Origin of the sequence: Acinetobacter sp. P1(2025) (genome assembly GCF_051390655.1) — a bacterium.
Classification (GTDB): Bacteria; Pseudomonadota; Gammaproteobacteria; order Pseudomonadales; family Moraxellaceae; genus Acinetobacter; species Acinetobacter junii.
The window spans coordinates 26339-41283 of record NZ_JBPKBJ010000003.1; the positions used below are offsets into that span (position 1 = coordinate 26339).

14 protein-coding genes are annotated in these 14945 nt (G+C 37.3%); 1 reads left to right on the forward strand and 13 read right to left on the reverse strand.

Annotation, left to right across the window (positions count from 1 at the left end; all coding sequences use genetic code 11):
- Nucleotides 1-34: 34 nt before the first annotated feature.
- Together gorA and ACSC97_RS01340 are read right to left on the reverse strand one after the other, a co-directional pair.
- On the reverse strand, nt 35-1387 hold the full coding sequence (gene gorA, locus ACSC97_RS01335) for a glutathione-disulfide reductase (RefSeq protein WP_436658918.1): 1353 nt from the start codon (nt 1385-1387) through the stop codon (nt 35-37).
- A 165-nt stretch (nt 1388-1552) separates the two neighbouring features.
- Nucleotides 1553-2791, reverse strand: a complete 1239-nt coding sequence (locus tag ACSC97_RS01340) for an alkane 1-monooxygenase (RefSeq protein ID WP_436658920.1) — start codon at nt 2789-2791, stop codon at nt 1553-1555.
- A 189-nt stretch (nt 2792-2980) separates the two neighbouring features.
- Between ACSC97_RS01340 and ACSC97_RS01345 the strand changes: the two genes are divergently transcribed.
- Entirely contained in the window at nt 2981-3907 is a 927-nt protein-coding gene (locus ACSC97_RS01345) for an AraC family transcriptional regulator (RefSeq protein ID WP_004954535.1), read from the forward strand.
- A gap of 57 nt (nt 3908-3964) precedes the next feature.
- On the opposite strand, the gene lpxA is transcribed toward ACSC97_RS01345, so the two are convergent.
- From lpxA to pyrH, 11 genes are all read right to left on the reverse strand, one after another.
- On the reverse strand, nt 3965-4753 hold the full coding sequence (gene lpxA, locus ACSC97_RS01350) for an acyl-ACP--UDP-N-acetylglucosamine O-acyltransferase (protein ID WP_004954536.1): 789 nt from the start codon (nt 4751-4753) through the stop codon (nt 3965-3967).
- A complete protein-coding gene (fabZ, locus tag ACSC97_RS01355; RefSeq protein WP_004915652.1) occupies nt 4750-5235 on the reverse strand; it encodes a 3-hydroxyacyl-ACP dehydratase FabZ in 486 nt (161 codons plus the stop codon). The genes lpxA and fabZ overlap by 4 nt, the downstream gene beginning before the upstream one ends.
- A 6-nt stretch (nt 5236-5241) precedes the next feature.
- Entirely contained in the window at nt 5242-6312 is a 1071-nt protein-coding gene (gene lpxD, locus ACSC97_RS01360) for a UDP-3-O-(3-hydroxymyristoyl)glucosamine N-acyltransferase (RefSeq protein ID WP_436658923.1), read from the reverse strand.
- A 3-nt stretch (nt 6313-6315) separates the two neighbouring features.
- Nucleotides 6316-6798: an OmpH family outer membrane protein gene (locus ACSC97_RS01365; RefSeq protein WP_004915646.1), complete on the reverse strand. Its 483-nt coding sequence runs from the start codon at nt 6796-6798 to the stop codon at nt 6316-6318.
- A gap of 43 nt (nt 6799-6841) precedes the next feature.
- A complete protein-coding gene (gene bamA / locus ACSC97_RS01370; RefSeq protein WP_436658926.1) occupies nt 6842-9367 on the reverse strand; it encodes an outer membrane protein assembly factor BamA in 2526 nt (841 codons plus the stop codon).
- Between the two features lie 32 nt (nt 9368-9399).
- The gene (gene rseP, locus ACSC97_RS01375) at nt 9400-10755 is read right to left on the reverse strand and encodes an RIP metalloprotease RseP (protein ID WP_436658928.1); all 1356 of its coding nucleotides are present in this window, start codon (nt 10753-10755) and stop codon (nt 9400-9402) included.
- Between the two features lie 5 nt (nt 10756-10760).
- Entirely contained in the window at nt 10761-11957 is a 1197-nt protein-coding gene (gene ispC, locus ACSC97_RS01380) for a 1-deoxy-D-xylulose-5-phosphate reductoisomerase (RefSeq protein WP_436658930.1), read from the reverse strand.
- Complete coding sequence (locus tag ACSC97_RS01385) at nt 11958-12782, reverse strand: phosphatidate cytidylyltransferase (RefSeq protein WP_004954552.1); 825 nt, start codon at nt 12780-12782, stop codon at nt 11958-11960.
- Nucleotides 12783-12784: 2 nt separating this feature from the next.
- Nucleotides 12785-13534 carry a polyprenyl diphosphate synthase gene (gene uppS / locus ACSC97_RS01390; protein ID WP_004915632.1) on the reverse strand — a complete coding sequence of 250 codons (750 nt, stop codon included), beginning with the start codon at nt 13532-13534 and terminating at the stop codon, nt 12785-12787.
- 5 nt (nt 13535-13539) lie between these two features.
- Nucleotides 13540-14094 carry a ribosome recycling factor gene (gene frr / locus ACSC97_RS01395; protein WP_004915629.1) on the reverse strand — a complete coding sequence of 185 codons (555 nt, stop codon included), beginning with the start codon at nt 14092-14094 and terminating at the stop codon, nt 13540-13542.
- A 77-nt stretch (nt 14095-14171) separates the two neighbouring features.
- A complete protein-coding gene (pyrH, locus tag ACSC97_RS01400; RefSeq protein ID WP_004662027.1) occupies nt 14172-14900 on the reverse strand; it encodes a UMP kinase in 729 nt (242 codons plus the stop codon).
- Nucleotides 14901-14945 lie beyond the last annotated feature (45 nt).

The window sequence follows — 14945 nt, forward strand, 5'->3', positions numbered from 1 at the left end:
AAATTAACGTCCTTTTTTGAAATATAATTCTCGTTTATCTCATCGTCACAAACTCTTCTGCAGAAGTCGGATGAATTGCAACGGTATTATCAAAATCTCTTTTTGTTGCCCCCATTTTCAAAGCGACTGCAAATCCTTGTAGTATTTCATCCATGCCAAAACCTATACCATGGATACCCACAATTTTTTCTTCTTCACCAACACAAACCAATTTCATTTTGGTTGGCTGGCGATGCTGTGTAATTGCACTATACATAGCGGTAAAAGAAGAATTATAAACTTTTACTGACTGCTCACCGTACTGCTCAATCGCTTCTTGTTCTGTAATTCCAATAGTTCCTATTGGTGGATGGCTAAACACCACTGTTGGAATATTTTCATAATCTAGATATTCATTAGGTTTATTATTAAATAATCGTTCAGATAGTCTCCTACCTGCAGCAACAGCAACAGGTGTGAGTTCCATTTTCCCAGTAATATCACCAACAGCATAAATCCCTTTCTGAGTTGTATTTTGGAATTTATCAACTTCAATATAACCACGATCGTTCAACTGAACATTGGCTTTATCTAAATTTAGGTTTGCTGTATGTGGCTCGCGTCCAGTCGCCCAAATTAGGCAATCGACTTTATGCACCTCACCATTTTCTAGATGTAAATTAACTGAACCATCGATATTTTTAGTCACTTTTTGGGGAATAGCTTGTGTATGAATTTTCACGCCATCAGCTTGCATTACCTCAACCAGAGTTTCACTTAAGAACTGATCAAATCTTCTGACAGGCAAATCTTTTCTAATGAACAATCCAACTTGTGAGCCTAATGCATTTAATACCCCTGCAAGCTCAACTGCAATATATCCTGAACCAATAACTGCTGTTGTTTTTGGTAAAGCACTGAGTTCAAAAAAGCCATTGGAATCAATTCCATATTCAACACCTTCAATTTTAGGCAATGATGGCTGTGTGCCTGTTGCAATCAATATATGATCAGCAGTGAAAATTTCACCGTTCACTTCAATTGTATTTTGATTTACAAATTGGGCAGCACCTTGTATCAAATCCACATTATTTTTACTTAGGCTATTTTGATATGACTGATGAATTCGATCTATATAGGCTTGTCTGTTTTTAACCAAAGTTTGCCAATTAAAAGATTCTATTTGGGCATTAAATCCATAATCTTCAGCATATTTATGGATTGATTCAGCGATATGTGCTGCATACCACATTACTTTCTTGGGTACACAACCGACATTTACGCATGTTCCACCAATTTCAGACTTTTCAATCAAAGCACATTTCATTCCATACATAGCCGCTCGATTGACTGATGCAATACCACCACTCCCACCACCAATAGCAATATAATCATAATGTTTTGTCATGTTTTCCTCTTAAATAATGAGAAATTCTTTTTAAAGTTAAATATCTAAATAGATATACAGTATAAAAAATATAAAGCCTTTGTTTTTAATGGTTTTAATACAAGAAAATAAAAAAGCACCAATCATCTCTGATTGGTGCTTCTGCTTTGGGAGCAGCTTTTCAGCTTATTCCGTAGTTACAGTCTCTAAAGATGTTTGTTCAAGCGATTGATCAACAACACCAAACTTCTTGAAGATTTTCGCACGACGTTTAGGATAAATGTTCGCTTTGTTTAAATCACCTTTGTAGTGATCAACAACACGTTTATCCATCATTTTAAACCATAGAGGTGGAATGAGTGCTGGTAATAGCATACTTGCATAACCACTTGGCAATTCTGGTGCTTCGTCGAAATGACGCAATGCTTGGAATGGACGTGTTGGATACGCATGATGGTCTGAATGACGCTGTAATTGATACAAGAATAAGTTCGTTACGATATTATTGTTGTTCCAGCTATGCTCAGGCATAGTACGTTGATACTTACCATTTGCATCTTTTTGACGTTTCAAACCATAGTGTTCGATGTAGTTAATCACTTCAAACAAACTAATTCCGTAGAATGCTTGAGTAGCTAAATAAGGAATCACGCCTTTGCCGAATATACCAACCATAGAACCATGGAAAGCTGCACTCATTCCCCAACCTTGAAGCAACTCATTGTCTAATGACCAGAACTCTTTGCCTTTACGTTTTAAACGAGTCGTTTCGATCTCAATCGCAGATTTCAAAGAACCGAAAACTGTACGTGGCCAAAACTCATAGAACGTTTCGCCCATTTGAGAAGATGCTGGATCTTCTGGTGTAGCAGCACGTTTATGGTGACCATAAGGATGTTCAACGCGGAAATGGTTATAGCCAGTTGGTACAAGCGCTAAGTGCGATAAAATATGATCAAGACGATCATGCTTATGGCTAAGCTCATGCGCAGTATTGATTGCAATACCGTTGATCGCACCCATTGAGATACCAAGTAAAATTTTATCTAGGAAAGAAGTATCTTTACGACTAGTTAAATAACACGCATAAATGTTTGCAGCATACTGTAAAGGAATGAAAGTTTTAACAAGACGCGCATAGTATGGATCTTGTTCTAGTAATTTCACTTCCTCAGATGTTGGGTTATTTGCATCTTTCCCTACGATAGTATCAATTGCAGGAATCACAATATGAAGTAAGATAGGACCACCTAAGGCAAAGATCTTTTTCAGTGGGCGTGGTGCAAATTGGTAACCACCTAATATCCCAATACCAATCACTGGTAATGCAGGACTAATTGCCCATAAATAACGTTTACGATCCAACTCTAACTTTGATTTTGCTAGAGGCGCAAGTGGCTGCTCTACATTTACTGGCGCATTCATAATCATATCCATGTCTTTGTATATATATACATATTTTGATTGAAAATGATTGACATGACAGTAGCAAACGTCCAAAAAACCTATGTCAGCGTCTTTGGCATAATCTACCCTGTTTTTGTCCCTTAAACACATATTGAATTATTAACCCTGCTTCCTATAATCTAACTGAAATATAAAATTATTGTTCTTATGGATGCTTTAAGTAAAATTTTTGATGATATACATCTCAATCGAACCGAATATATCTACTTGAAAACACAAGGAGAATGGTCATTTTTATGTCATGAGCAACCTGCTCTTATCGTCCACATCGTTTTGGTTGGATCTGTTTATATTCAATTAAATTCACAAAATAGTTTAACTGCGAACGCAGGTGAAATTGTCATTATAACCTCTGGAAAGCAACATACTGGAGCTGATAATGCGGTCAGAAAGTTAGTTAATGCTTTAGATATTTCTAATTTGTTTGATGGACATAAAAATGAAGCCATCGAGTTTGGTACAGAATCAGTAGAAAAAAATCTGATTCTAACCGTCCGTTGTCAAATGGATACCATCATGGCTCGTCCGTTCATGCAAGCCTTGCCAGAAGTCATTCATGTACAACATGGAGAAACAACTGCGCCTGAGTGGCTACAAATCGGTTTGCATTTTCTAGCCCTTGAAACACAAAATATTCAAGCAGGTCGAGATATCATTATCGATCATCTTGTAAGTATTTTACTGATCAAATGTATTAGAGACCATATTCAAAATATTTCAACTAAACATGGCTGGCTAAGTGCACTTAATCATCCAGAACTGAGCTATGCTTTAGCATCAATTCATAATCAACCTGAATTAGCATGGACTGTTGAAAGCCTTGCGGAACAATGCTGTATGTCTCGTTCAAAGTTTGCAAGCCTGTTTCATGAGGTGATTGGAGAATCACCCCTTGCCTATCTACAGCAACACCGTATGAGACTCGCAAGCAAGTATTTACGTAAAAGTAACTACTCTATTCAACAAATTGCCAATATGGTGGGATACACGTCTGAAACAGCATTTAGCCAAGCTTTTAAACGTACATATGAATTATCACCCAAACCATATCGCCAAAAATTTTTAGAAAGTTAAGATATAAAAAACAAAAAAGACACCTAAGTGTCTTTTTCAAATTCAATCAGATATAAATCAACGAACAATGCCGCGAGTTGATTTTTCTAATGAATCAATAAAGAGTTGTGCTTCAGGCGTATTTTCAAGAATTTCATCTCGAATTTGCGCAATCGCTTGTTCAGTCGTCAAACCTGATTTATAGATCAACTTATACGCTTCTCTTAAACCTTGTATCGTATTTCTTGACCATCCTTTACGACGCATACCTTCAATATTCATTCCGTATGCATGTGCAGGATTACCTGAAGCCATCACATAAGCAGGCACATCTTTAAGAATAAGCGCCGCTCCACCAATCATGCTATACGAATCGATTCGGCAGAACTGATGAATACCAGCATTTCCACCTACGATCACATGATCACCTACATGTACGTGACCCGCTACGCCAACATTATTAGCAAAAATATTATGATTACCAATAACACAATCGTGTGCAATATGGGTATTTACCATTAATAAATTGTGGCTACCAATTTTGGTAATACTTTGATCCTGAACAGTACCTCTGTGTAAGGTACAATGTTCACGAATAGCGTTGTGATCGCCTATCTCTAACCATGTCTCTTCGCCTTGATATTTCAAATCTTGGCAAATTTCCCCGATACTCGAAAATTGGAAAATATCGTTATTTTTTCCAATTTTAGTAAATCCCCCGACCACAACATGCGAACGTAATTTTGTGCCTGCATCAATAGTTACATTTGGACCAATAATACAATACGGTCCAATTTGTACATCAGATGCAATTTCTGCAGATGCGTCAATAATTGCGGTTGGATGAATTAAATTTTGACTACTCATGTCTGCTCAATTTTCTGATGGGAAATAATAATCTCAGCCGTCGCGGCAATCTTACCGTCAACACTGGCACTACAATTGTACTTGTAAATGCCACGTTTTTGCATAACTAGCTCAGATTTTAAGATAAGCTGATCGCCCGCGACAACTTGTTTCTTAAATCTTATTTTCTCCGCACCTGCAAAAAGGAACAATGAACCTGCTTTTGGCTTCTGATTGGTTAAAACAAAACCTAAAATTCCAGACACTTGAGCGAGAGCCTCTATGATCAAAACACCAGGCATAATTGGATATGTCGGGAAATGCCCTTGGAGAAACTCTTCATTAATAGATACGTTCTTATAACCAACGATACTATTCTCAGTAACTTCCGTAACTCGATCAACTAATAAAAATGGGTAACGATGAGGTAAATATTCACGAATTGTAAGAATATCCATCGGTAATTCAGGCATAGTAAATGCTGGAGATGTTGACTCAGTCATAATAAATTATTTACGTAACTTAAGGGTTGATTCAAGGGACTCTAATTGAGCTTGCATATGATCAAGCCTTTTAGTGATTTGGGTCAATGGCACATCTGCTAATTGTCTTAGGCGTACAACCGTTCTTTTCCAATGGTTATTTTCAAAAAGACCAATTCCAGAAGAAAACGTTCCAGCTTCAGAAATATTTTTTGTGACCATTGACATTCCAGTCAACGTCACATTATCCGCAATATTTAAATGTCCCGCAACCGCACTTCCACCACCTATGATACAGTTTTTGCCAATTCGCACACTTCCTGCAATTGCACAATTCGCAGCTATCGCTGTGTTTCGACCAATTTGTACGTTATGTGCGATTTGCACAAGATTATCAATAATGACACCATCATCGAGAATAGTATTATCTAATGCGCCACGATCAATACAACAATTTGAACCGATTCGAACATCATTACCGATTAAAACCGAACCTAATTGAGCGATACGATGCCATTTACCTTGATATGGTGCAAAACCAAATCCCTCTGAACCAATCGTCGTATTAGCATGAATGCGTACACGATCTTTGAGTTTAGCCTCGCCAGTGATGGTCACATGAGAGTCAATGAAGCAATCCTTTCCTATTTCCACATCATCATCTAGATGGACTTGGGATTGAATAACAGTATTACTTCCGACAACACAATTTTCTCCAATCACAACATAATGACCAATATAGGCATCATCAGCAATGATCGCAGAAGGGTGAATTTGAGCAGTACTTTCGATTCCTCTTTGCACATTTTTTTTATCAAATACATGTGTGAGCATAGCGAAAGCTAAATAAGGATTTGAAACAACGATAAAGTTGTGTTTTGAGCTTAATTGTTCTTTTAATGCTTCAGTGACAATGTATGCACCCGCCTGACTAGCCTGAGCTTGTGCTAAGTATTTTTCACCATTTACAAAGCAAATGTGATAATTCTCTGCGTGTTCTAAACTTGCTAAATTATGAATCTGAAAATCTTTTTGACCGAAATACTCACCTTGTACAAGGTGAGCAATCTCTTCTAAACGATAACTACGTCTATTCATTGATTATTTCATTGCATTGACCTTTTGGATCATTTTATCAGTTAAATCATACTGAGCGTCAGAGGCAATCGTAGAATTTTTATTTAAAATAAAGTCTAAGTTATTCTCTTTTCTCAATTGTTCAGCAGCTTGCTTTACACGATTTTCAAAAGTTGTATTCATCGTTTGTAGAGATGACTGTACTTTAGTTTGTAAACTTTGTTGAGTTGTATTGAACTCATTAACTTTGGCTTGGTATTGAGCAGAAAGTTTTTGTAAATCAGCTTGATTCGCTGATTGAGCTTTCTGTTGAAGACCTTCAATTTCCTTACCTAACTGCTCTAGTTTAGTCGAAGTAGGTTTTACCGATTGACCTAAACTAGCATTTTGCTGCTTTAGATATGTACTACTTTCAACAACTTTAGCTAAGTCTACAACCGCAATACCACCTGCATTTGCTGTAACCGTTAAACCTAAAGCAACCATCAATATTGATAATCTTTTCATTATTTCTTACTTCCTTTTCTATATTTTTAGGGGAAAGTCGTACTTAGAAAGTACGACCGATTTCAAATTGAATAGATTTTGTATCATCGCCTTTCTTATCATTAAGCGGAAATGCATAGCTTAGAGATAAAGGACCGATCATCGTAATCCAAGTAAAACCGACACCAACACTGTAACGCATGTTGCCAAAATCAAACTTATAGTTGTCTTTGCAATATTGTTTGATATCAACCCTATTACCATCAACTAATAGATCGCCTTTAGGCACATCACATTGTGTATCGAAGACTTGTGCACCTTCAGCAAACACTACAGGTCTTACTTGACGAGTCCAATCACCTTTGAATGGCAATGGGATCGCAAGTTCAGTACCAAATTGTACTAAGGCGTTACCACCAACTTCTTCTGGATTCGGGTCATTTTTTCCTGTTTCTTGGAAAATTACGCTTGGATATTTTGGACCTAAAGTACTGTTTTCATAACCACGTACTGAGCCATAACCACCTGCATAGAAGTTTTTATAGAATGGTAAATCATTACCATAGCCCAACTTACCATAGCCACGCAGTACAAAATTATTACCTAATGGCATAAATGCTTGCGCATCATAGGTCACTTTTTGGTATTCAACATCACTACCTGGCAAACCAACTTCTAAACCAACTCGATGTGACATACCCGAAGTAGGGAAAATCGGACGATTCAGTGTATTGTAAGACCAACCCAAATTAAGCATATAGGTTAAGAAATCGCCTTCAAACTGATCTGCAAAAGTATATGTTTGATCTTCTGGACATGGTTTATAACCAGTAATTTCCCCTTGTTCATTTTTTATAGGCTCTAGTTCTACGCGACAATATTCAGCTGATCTATGAGTTTCTTTACCGCCATTTGCTAACAAATAATCACGAATATAAGTTGAAACACTTGGGCCCGTTCTAACTTTGGTCTTATCAACACCCAAAGAAGCACTTAAGCTTTGATTTTCATCGATAGGATAACCAAAGCTTAAACTACCGCCATAACTGTCAGTTACATAGTTATTAACGTTATAATCTTCATTTAATTTGGTTTTACGATAGTAAACGTTATAACCACGGCTTACACCATCAATTGTAAAGTATGGGTCAGTTACGCTGAGGTTATAATAATCTTGAGTTTCAGAACGAGATAAATCAACAGATACTCGATTTCCTGTACCCATAAAGTTAGTTTGGCTCAGACCCGCTTGGAATGTAATACCACCATTCTGAGAATAACCCACAGCAAGAGTTGTTGTACCTGAATGTTGTTCTTCAACATTCACATTTAAATCAACTTGGTCAGGAGAATTTGGAACACGAACTGGTTTGACATCTACAGTTTTGAAGAAACCTGTACGTTCTAAACGAACTTTAGAGAGATCAATCTTCTCGTTACTCGCCAACGCACCTTCCATTTGGCGCATTTCACGACGTAAAACTTCATCAGCTGTTTTACTGTTACCAGTGAAATTGATACGACGAACTGTAACTTGCTGACCTGGATTGATATAGTAATTTAAATTAACGATACCAGTCTGATTATTAATCTCAGGAACTACGTTTACCTCAGCGTAGTAATAACCAGCATTACCATACTTGCGAAGCAATAATTGTTTTACAGCATTCACTTTTTCTTGTGAATAAGTTTCACCATCTTTATAAAGTTTTAGAGCTTGTAATTCTTCCGGCTTATATAAAGCATCGCCTAAGAATTTTGTTTCGCCGAATTTAAACTGGCTACCCTCATCAACTGATACTTCAATAAAGATATTCTTTTTATCTTCACTGATATTCAATTGAGAGTTAATAATATTAAAGTTGATATAACCTTTGTTTAGATATAAAGCGCGTAAAGCCTCTAAGCTCGCAGCCATTTTCTCACGTGCATAACGGTCATTACGTGTAACGACAGATGCCCAACCACTTTCTTTAACAGCGAAAGCCTGTTTAATATCACTGTCACTAAATACCGTATTACCAATGATATTGATATCAAAAACTTTTGCTGGCGTACCTTCGTTGAAATTCAGCTTTAATTCAACGCGGTTATTTGGTCGAGCAACAGTTTCTACCGTTACATCAGCATCATAACGGCCTTGTTGTGTATATTGCTGTTCAAGTTCTGTTTCAATAATCTGCAAAGCAGATTTTTTGAAAACTTCACCCTCAGCAATTCCCATCTTTTGCAAACCTTGTTCCAAGGCTTCTTTCGGAATAAGTTTATTGCCTTTAAATTCCAATTTTGAAATTACAGGGCGTTCAATCACTTTGAAAACAAGGACATTATTTTCTTTAAATGCCTTAATATCATCAAAAAGACCTGAAGCATAAAGAGTACGAATCGATTCGGCAATCATTGGATCGCTGACTCTGTCGCCACTATTTACTGGTAACATCGAATAGATACTCGCAGGTGTTAAACGCACAAGGCCATCAATTCGTATATCTTGTGCAATAAACTCATCTGCTGCGTATACTTGTTGTACCGCTGCCATCGCACTAACCAGTGCCAAAGGCATTAATAAATGTGTGTGACGCATGCCCATATATTTTCCAGTAAGTTAAATTCCATTTGCGCTTATAAGCGCATGAAGTCGTTAAATAAAGCCAAAAGCATCATGCTACCGAGCAGTACCATACCAACTTTTAGACCAAATATCTGTATTTGTTCAGAAACAGGTTTACCACGAATTGCTTCGATAAAGTAATAAACTAAATGACCACCATCGAGCATAGGAATAGGCAATAGATTTAAAATACCCAAACTTACACTCATCAATGCCATAAAGGATATAAATGTTTGCCATCCCATTTCAGCACTCTGACCCGCAACTTTTGCAATCGTAATTGGACCAGATAAATTATCCAAACCAATTAAACCACGCACCATTTTAACAATTGAGTTAAAAATCATATTAGAGAGCTGAACAGTTTTATCAACTGCAACACCTAAAGCTTCTAGTGGTGAATATTGGATTGTTTGCTTGTATTCATTCGGGATAATGATCTTACCCACATCACTTTTCACACCAAGCACGCCCGATACATTACCCATATTATCGCGCTGACCTTGAGGCATAACCTGTAAGTTAACAATTTGACCTTTACGATCAACAGCAATATTGAGTAATTTTTCAGGAGATTTTTGCACTACATCAACAACATCGAACCAATCTTTCATGGCGACACCATTGATCGAAACTATACGATCACCAACTTTCATGCCTTGACGAATCGCTGCACCATCTTCACTTAGCTCTTTAACAGTTGCAGGAATCACTGGACGGTATGGAAGAAAGCCTAAAACATCCAATGGTGATTGGCTCTGATCCTTTAAAAAATCTTTAATCGGTAAACTAAATTGCTTCTCAGTACCATTGCGATCAACAACAACTGAAACTTGTCCAGTTTCGCCAACTCTATCAACAAGCGTATAGTTTAATTTTTCCCATGTCGGCGTTGTTTGCCCATCCACCTCTATGATTTTATCACCAACTTTCAAATCAACTTGAGCAGCTGGTGTGTTTGGCATAATTTTACCAATGCGCGTGTTAAGTTGTTCTTGAGCAGGTAAAAATAGAATCCAAAAAAGGAAAATAGCAAAGATCAAATTGATTAAAGGACCTGCTGCAACAATGGCTATACGCTTCCAAGGAGACTGACGATTAAAAGCATACGGCAAATCTTCAGTAGCAACATTACCCTCTCGTTCATCTAGCATTTTTACGTAGCCACCAAGTGGTAATGCTGACAATTGATATTGAATACCTGATTTTTTAGACTGCCATTTAAATAAAGTAGGACCAAAACCAATTGAATATACTAGAACTTTTACACCGAGTTTACGTGCCACCCAATAATGACCAAATTCATGAATTGCAATTAATGGACCAAGCAACAAAATCGCTGCAACAATCATAAACAGTGCATTCATACGATTTAGCCTCCTATATCCACAATGTGTTTTTCAGCAATTTGTCTTGCGATCATATCAGTATGCAAAATGATGTCTATATTTTCTGCTTTAGCATTTTGTACATTTTGCAAAGCATAATCGACAAGTTGTGGTATTTGTGTGAAACCTATCTGCTGTTTTAAAAATGCTGCTACTGCAACTTCATTTGCAGCATTGAGTACAGTTGGTGCCAACCCACCAGCACGCATGGCTTGACGTGCAAGATCTAATGCTGGAAAACGAATAGTGTCAGGAGATTGAAAATTTAAGTGAGCTACATCAAATAGGTTTAATGCAGGAACATCTGTTTTTAAACGTTTTGGCCAAGCCAACGCATGTGCAATTGGAGTACACATGTCAGGATTTCCCATTTGTGCCAAAGTTGAACCATCCACATATTGCACCATTGAATGAATGATACTTTGTGGATGAACCACGACTGTAACAAAATGTTCTGAAATTGAAAACAAATGACAAGCCTCGATAAGCTCAAGACCTTTATTCATTAAAGTGGCAGAATCGACTGAGATTTTTTGTCCCATTGACCAATTCGGATGTTTACAAGCTTGTTGAGGTGTCACATCTTTTAATTGATCAAGAGTATGATTTAAAAAAGGTCCACCTGAAGCCGTTAATAAGATTTGAGAAACACCTAACTGAGGCTGTCCTGTTCTTTCTACATCCAGATAATCATGCGGTAAAGACTGGAAAATCGCATTATGCTCAGAATCAACAGGTAATAATAATGCACCATGCTGACGTGCAGCCTGCATCATAATATCACCTGACATAACTAATGATTCTTTATTTGCTAGGAGTACTCTTTTGCCAGCTTTTACAGCCGCCAAAGTAGGAAGTAATCCTGCAGCACCCACAATTGCTGCCATGACAATATCAACATCGGCATGTTCAGCGATTGCAATCAAGCCAGATTGATCAGTGAGTATCTCTATATTTATTAAATTTTCTTGATTAAAAAGTTGTTTTAACTCAAGTGCTTTTTCATTAGGCACAACAACAACTTTTGGACGATGTTGCTTACATATTTTTAAAAGTTCATCTAAACGACTATATGCAGAGACTGCAAACACATTGTATTGGTCTGGATGCTGCTCCAATACTTTTAATGTACTTTGACCAATTGAACCAGTGACACCCAATATACATACAGCTTGCGTCATTTAAAGATCTACACCAATGAGTTTCAAAATATACATACCTGCAGCAAAAATTGGTGCTGCCGCAAGCAAAGAATCAATTCGGTCAAGTACACCACCATGTCCAGGCAAAACGCGACCAGAATCTTTGATTCCAGCACGGCGTTTAATCATTGACTCAAACAAGTCACCTAGAACAGATGCAAAGACTGTGATGATTGATAGAACTAAAAATAGGATAAGTTGAATAGCAGTTAAATTTAAATATGAATATTGTACAACCAACATAATAATTACTGTCGTCGCAACACCACCATATAATCCTTCAACTGATTTATTTGGGCTAACTGTTGGAGCAAGTTTTTTCTTACCAAACTTACGACCGACAAAATATGCACCACTATCCGCTCCCCAAACAAGAAGGAACAAATACATTAACCACCATGGCGAACTATGCCAAACTGAATATAATGCGGTGACCGCAGCAGAAATTAGGATAAAACCTATGGCATACAAAGATACATTGTACCAGTTATCAGATTCAGGGAAGTTTTTGACCCAGTAAATACTACCTAGCCAAGTTAAAATAGATGCAGCCCACAGTAATAAAGCAACATCATCAAAAAACAACGCAAGAGTTGAAACTGCTGCTACGCATCCACCATAAATCCAAGCTTTAGGCTTTGAAACCAGTGCTTCGCCATGAGGCATAAGTTTAAACCACTCATATCCAGCCACCCCCGCAGCTAAGATCATAAGAATAAACATTGGATAATGTGATTGCGTTGCAAACATGCAACTTAAAACAACAGCAACTAATACCAATGCGGTTATAATCCGCTCTAACATTATTAATTCTCTATTTTCGCTTGTTGAATCTGTTCAGATGTTTTACCAAAACGTCTTTCTCGCCCTGAAAATACATCAAAAGCGTGGTCTAATTCTTTTACTGTAAACTCAGGCCATAATGTATCTGTAAAATACAATTCTGCATATGCCGCTTGCCAAAGTAAGAAGTTAGATAAACGATAATCTCCACCTGTACGTATTAATAAATCTACGGCAGGTAAGTCATTTAGACTGACATATTTATCGAATAAATCAACATTTATCTGATCTACTTGAACTTTTCCATCTACAACATCTTGAGCGATACACTTGGCTGCATGCGCCATATCCCACATTCCGCCATAACTGATTGCAATCGTTAGAGTCATAGAATTGAAAGATGCCGTTTTTTGTTCTGCATATAACATTAAATCTTTTAATTCATTTGATAATTTAGAACGATCACCAATGAAACGTAATGCTATATTGAATTTTTCCATTCGAGGTAGTTGTTCATGAATTGTGTCTTCTAACAATTTCATTAGCAAATCAACTTCGAACTGAGGTCTATTCCAATTTTCACTTGAAAATGCAAAAACAGTTAAAGCTTGAACACCCACTCTTTTACAATGTTCAACGATCGGATCAAGGACATTCTTACCTTCACGATGCCCATCACCTTTTTGCAATTTATTTTTTTTTGCAAAACGATTGTTGCCATCCATAATGATGGCAACATGTTTTGGAAGAAGCGGTTCTTCTTGTAAGGTCATAAAAATTAGACCTTCATTAATTCTGCTTCTTTTGCAGCTAGACGTTTATCTACTTCTGCAACATATTTATCTGTGATCTTTTGAATATCTTCACCAGCACGGCGTTCATCATCTTCAGAAATTTCTTTTTCTTTCAATAATGCTTTGATATCACCTAAAACATCACGACGAATGTTTCGAATAGCAACTTTTGCATTTTCAGCTTCATTACGAGCAACTTTTTGCATGTCACGACGAGTTTCTTCAGTCAACGCAGGTAAAGGTACACGAATTGAATCAGCTGTAATTGGGTTTAAACCCAAATCACTTTCACGAATTGCTTTATCAATTGCAGAAACCATTGTACGCTCAAATGGCTGAACAATAAGCGTACGAGAATCTTCAACACCTACGTTAGCAACTTGATTCAAAGGAACGTCAGAACCATAGTAAGGAACCATCACACCATTTAAAATTGATGGGTGAGCACGTCCAGTACGAACTTTAGCAAAACCTTGTTCTAAAGAATCAAGTGTTTTCTGCATGCGCTGTTCGCTATCTTTTTTGAGATCGTTAATCATATGATCTTCCTTACTTATTCATTAGGTATTACAAAATATTTAAACATTAGTATAAAGAGCTTTCGGTCTCACGTACATTAGTTCGTAACGTGAGTACCCTCTTTTTCGCCCATTACTACAGAAAGCAATGCACCAGATTTGTTCATATCAAAAACTTGCAATGGAACATTATGGTCACGACACAAGCAAATCGCAGTTAAGTCCATTACACCAAGCTTTTCATCAAGTACTTGATCGAAAGTTAAGTTATCGTACTTCACAGCATCGTCATATTTGCTTGGATCTTTGTTGTAGACACCATCAACTTTCGTCGCTTTCAAAATAAGGTTTGCCTCAATCTCGATACCACGCAAACAAGCTGCTGTATCAGTTGTAAAGAACGGATTTCCCGTTCCTGCTACAAACACACAAACTTCACCTTGGCTTAAATGACGAATCGCATCACGACTTGAATAAGATTCAACAACTGTTCCGATCGGAAGAGCAGACATTAAACGTGTTTTAATGTTGCGACGCACTAATGCATCACGCATTGCTAAACCATTCATAACTGTAGCCAGCATCCCCATTTGGTCACCAGTTACACGCCCAACCAAACCGTCTTTTTGTAACTGACTTCCACGATATAAGTTACCGCCACCAACTACAATTCCGACTTGTACACCTAAACCAACCAAGTGAGCAATCGAAAGCGACATTTGATCAAGGACTTGGGCATCAATACCCATATCTTTATTACCCGCTAAAGCTTCACCAGAAAGCTTTAACAAAATACGTGCATAACGTGGATTTTTAGAAGCTGACATACTTTTACTCCAAACCGACCAATCTCATAAATTCTTTTATCGCAT

What these genes read in the sequence shown, in the direction of transcription:
- rseP (WP_436658928.1), bottom strand. Translation starts at nt 10,755, where the DNA reads ATGAATGCACTGTTTATGATTGTTGCAGCGATTTTGTTGCTTGGTCCA.
- uppS (WP_004915632.1), bottom strand. Translation starts at nt 13,534, where the DNA reads ATGACCTTACAAGAAGAACCGCTTCTTCCAAAACATGTTGCCATCATT.
- gorA (WP_436658918.1), bottom strand. Translation starts at nt 1,387, where the DNA reads ATGACAAAACATTATGATTATATTGCTATTGGTGGTGGGAGTGGTGGT.
- lpxA (WP_004954536.1), bottom strand. Translation starts at nt 4,753, where the DNA reads ATGAGTAGTCAAAATTTAATTCATCCAACCGCAATTATTGACGCATCT.
- lpxD (WP_436658923.1), bottom strand. Translation starts at nt 6,312, where the DNA reads ATGAATAGACGTAGTTATCGTTTAGAAGAGATTGCTCACCTTGTACAA.
- ACSC97_RS01345 (WP_004954535.1), top strand. Translation starts at nt 2,981, where the DNA reads ATGGATGCTTTAAGTAAAATTTTTGATGATATACATCTCAATCGAACC.
- bamA (WP_436658926.1), bottom strand. Translation starts at nt 9,367, where the DNA reads ATGGGCATGCGTCACACACATTTATTAATGCCTTTGGCACTGGTTAGT.
- ACSC97_RS01385 (WP_004954552.1), bottom strand. Translation starts at nt 12,782, where the DNA reads ATGTTAGAGCGGATTATAACCGCATTGGTATTAGTTGCTGTTGTTTTA.
- fabZ (WP_004915652.1), bottom strand. Translation starts at nt 5,235, where the DNA reads ATGACTGAGTCAACATCTCCAGCATTTACTATGCCTGAATTACCGATG.
- ACSC97_RS01365 (WP_004915646.1), bottom strand. Translation starts at nt 6,798, where the DNA reads ATGAAAAGATTATCAATATTGATGGTTGCTTTAGGTTTAACGGTTACA.
- pyrH (WP_004662027.1), bottom strand. Translation starts at nt 14,900, where the DNA reads ATGTCAGCTTCTAAAAATCCACGTTATGCACGTATTTTGTTAAAGCTT.
- frr (WP_004915629.1), bottom strand. Translation starts at nt 14,094, where the DNA reads ATGATTAACGATCTCAAAAAAGATAGCGAACAGCGCATGCAGAAAACA.
- ispC (WP_436658930.1), bottom strand. Translation starts at nt 11,957, where the DNA reads ATGACGCAAGCTGTATGTATATTGGGTGTCACTGGTTCAATTGGTCAA.
- ACSC97_RS01340 (WP_436658920.1), bottom strand. Translation starts at nt 2,791, where the DNA reads ATGAATGCGCCAGTAAATGTAGAGCAGCCACTTGCGCCTCTAGCAAAA.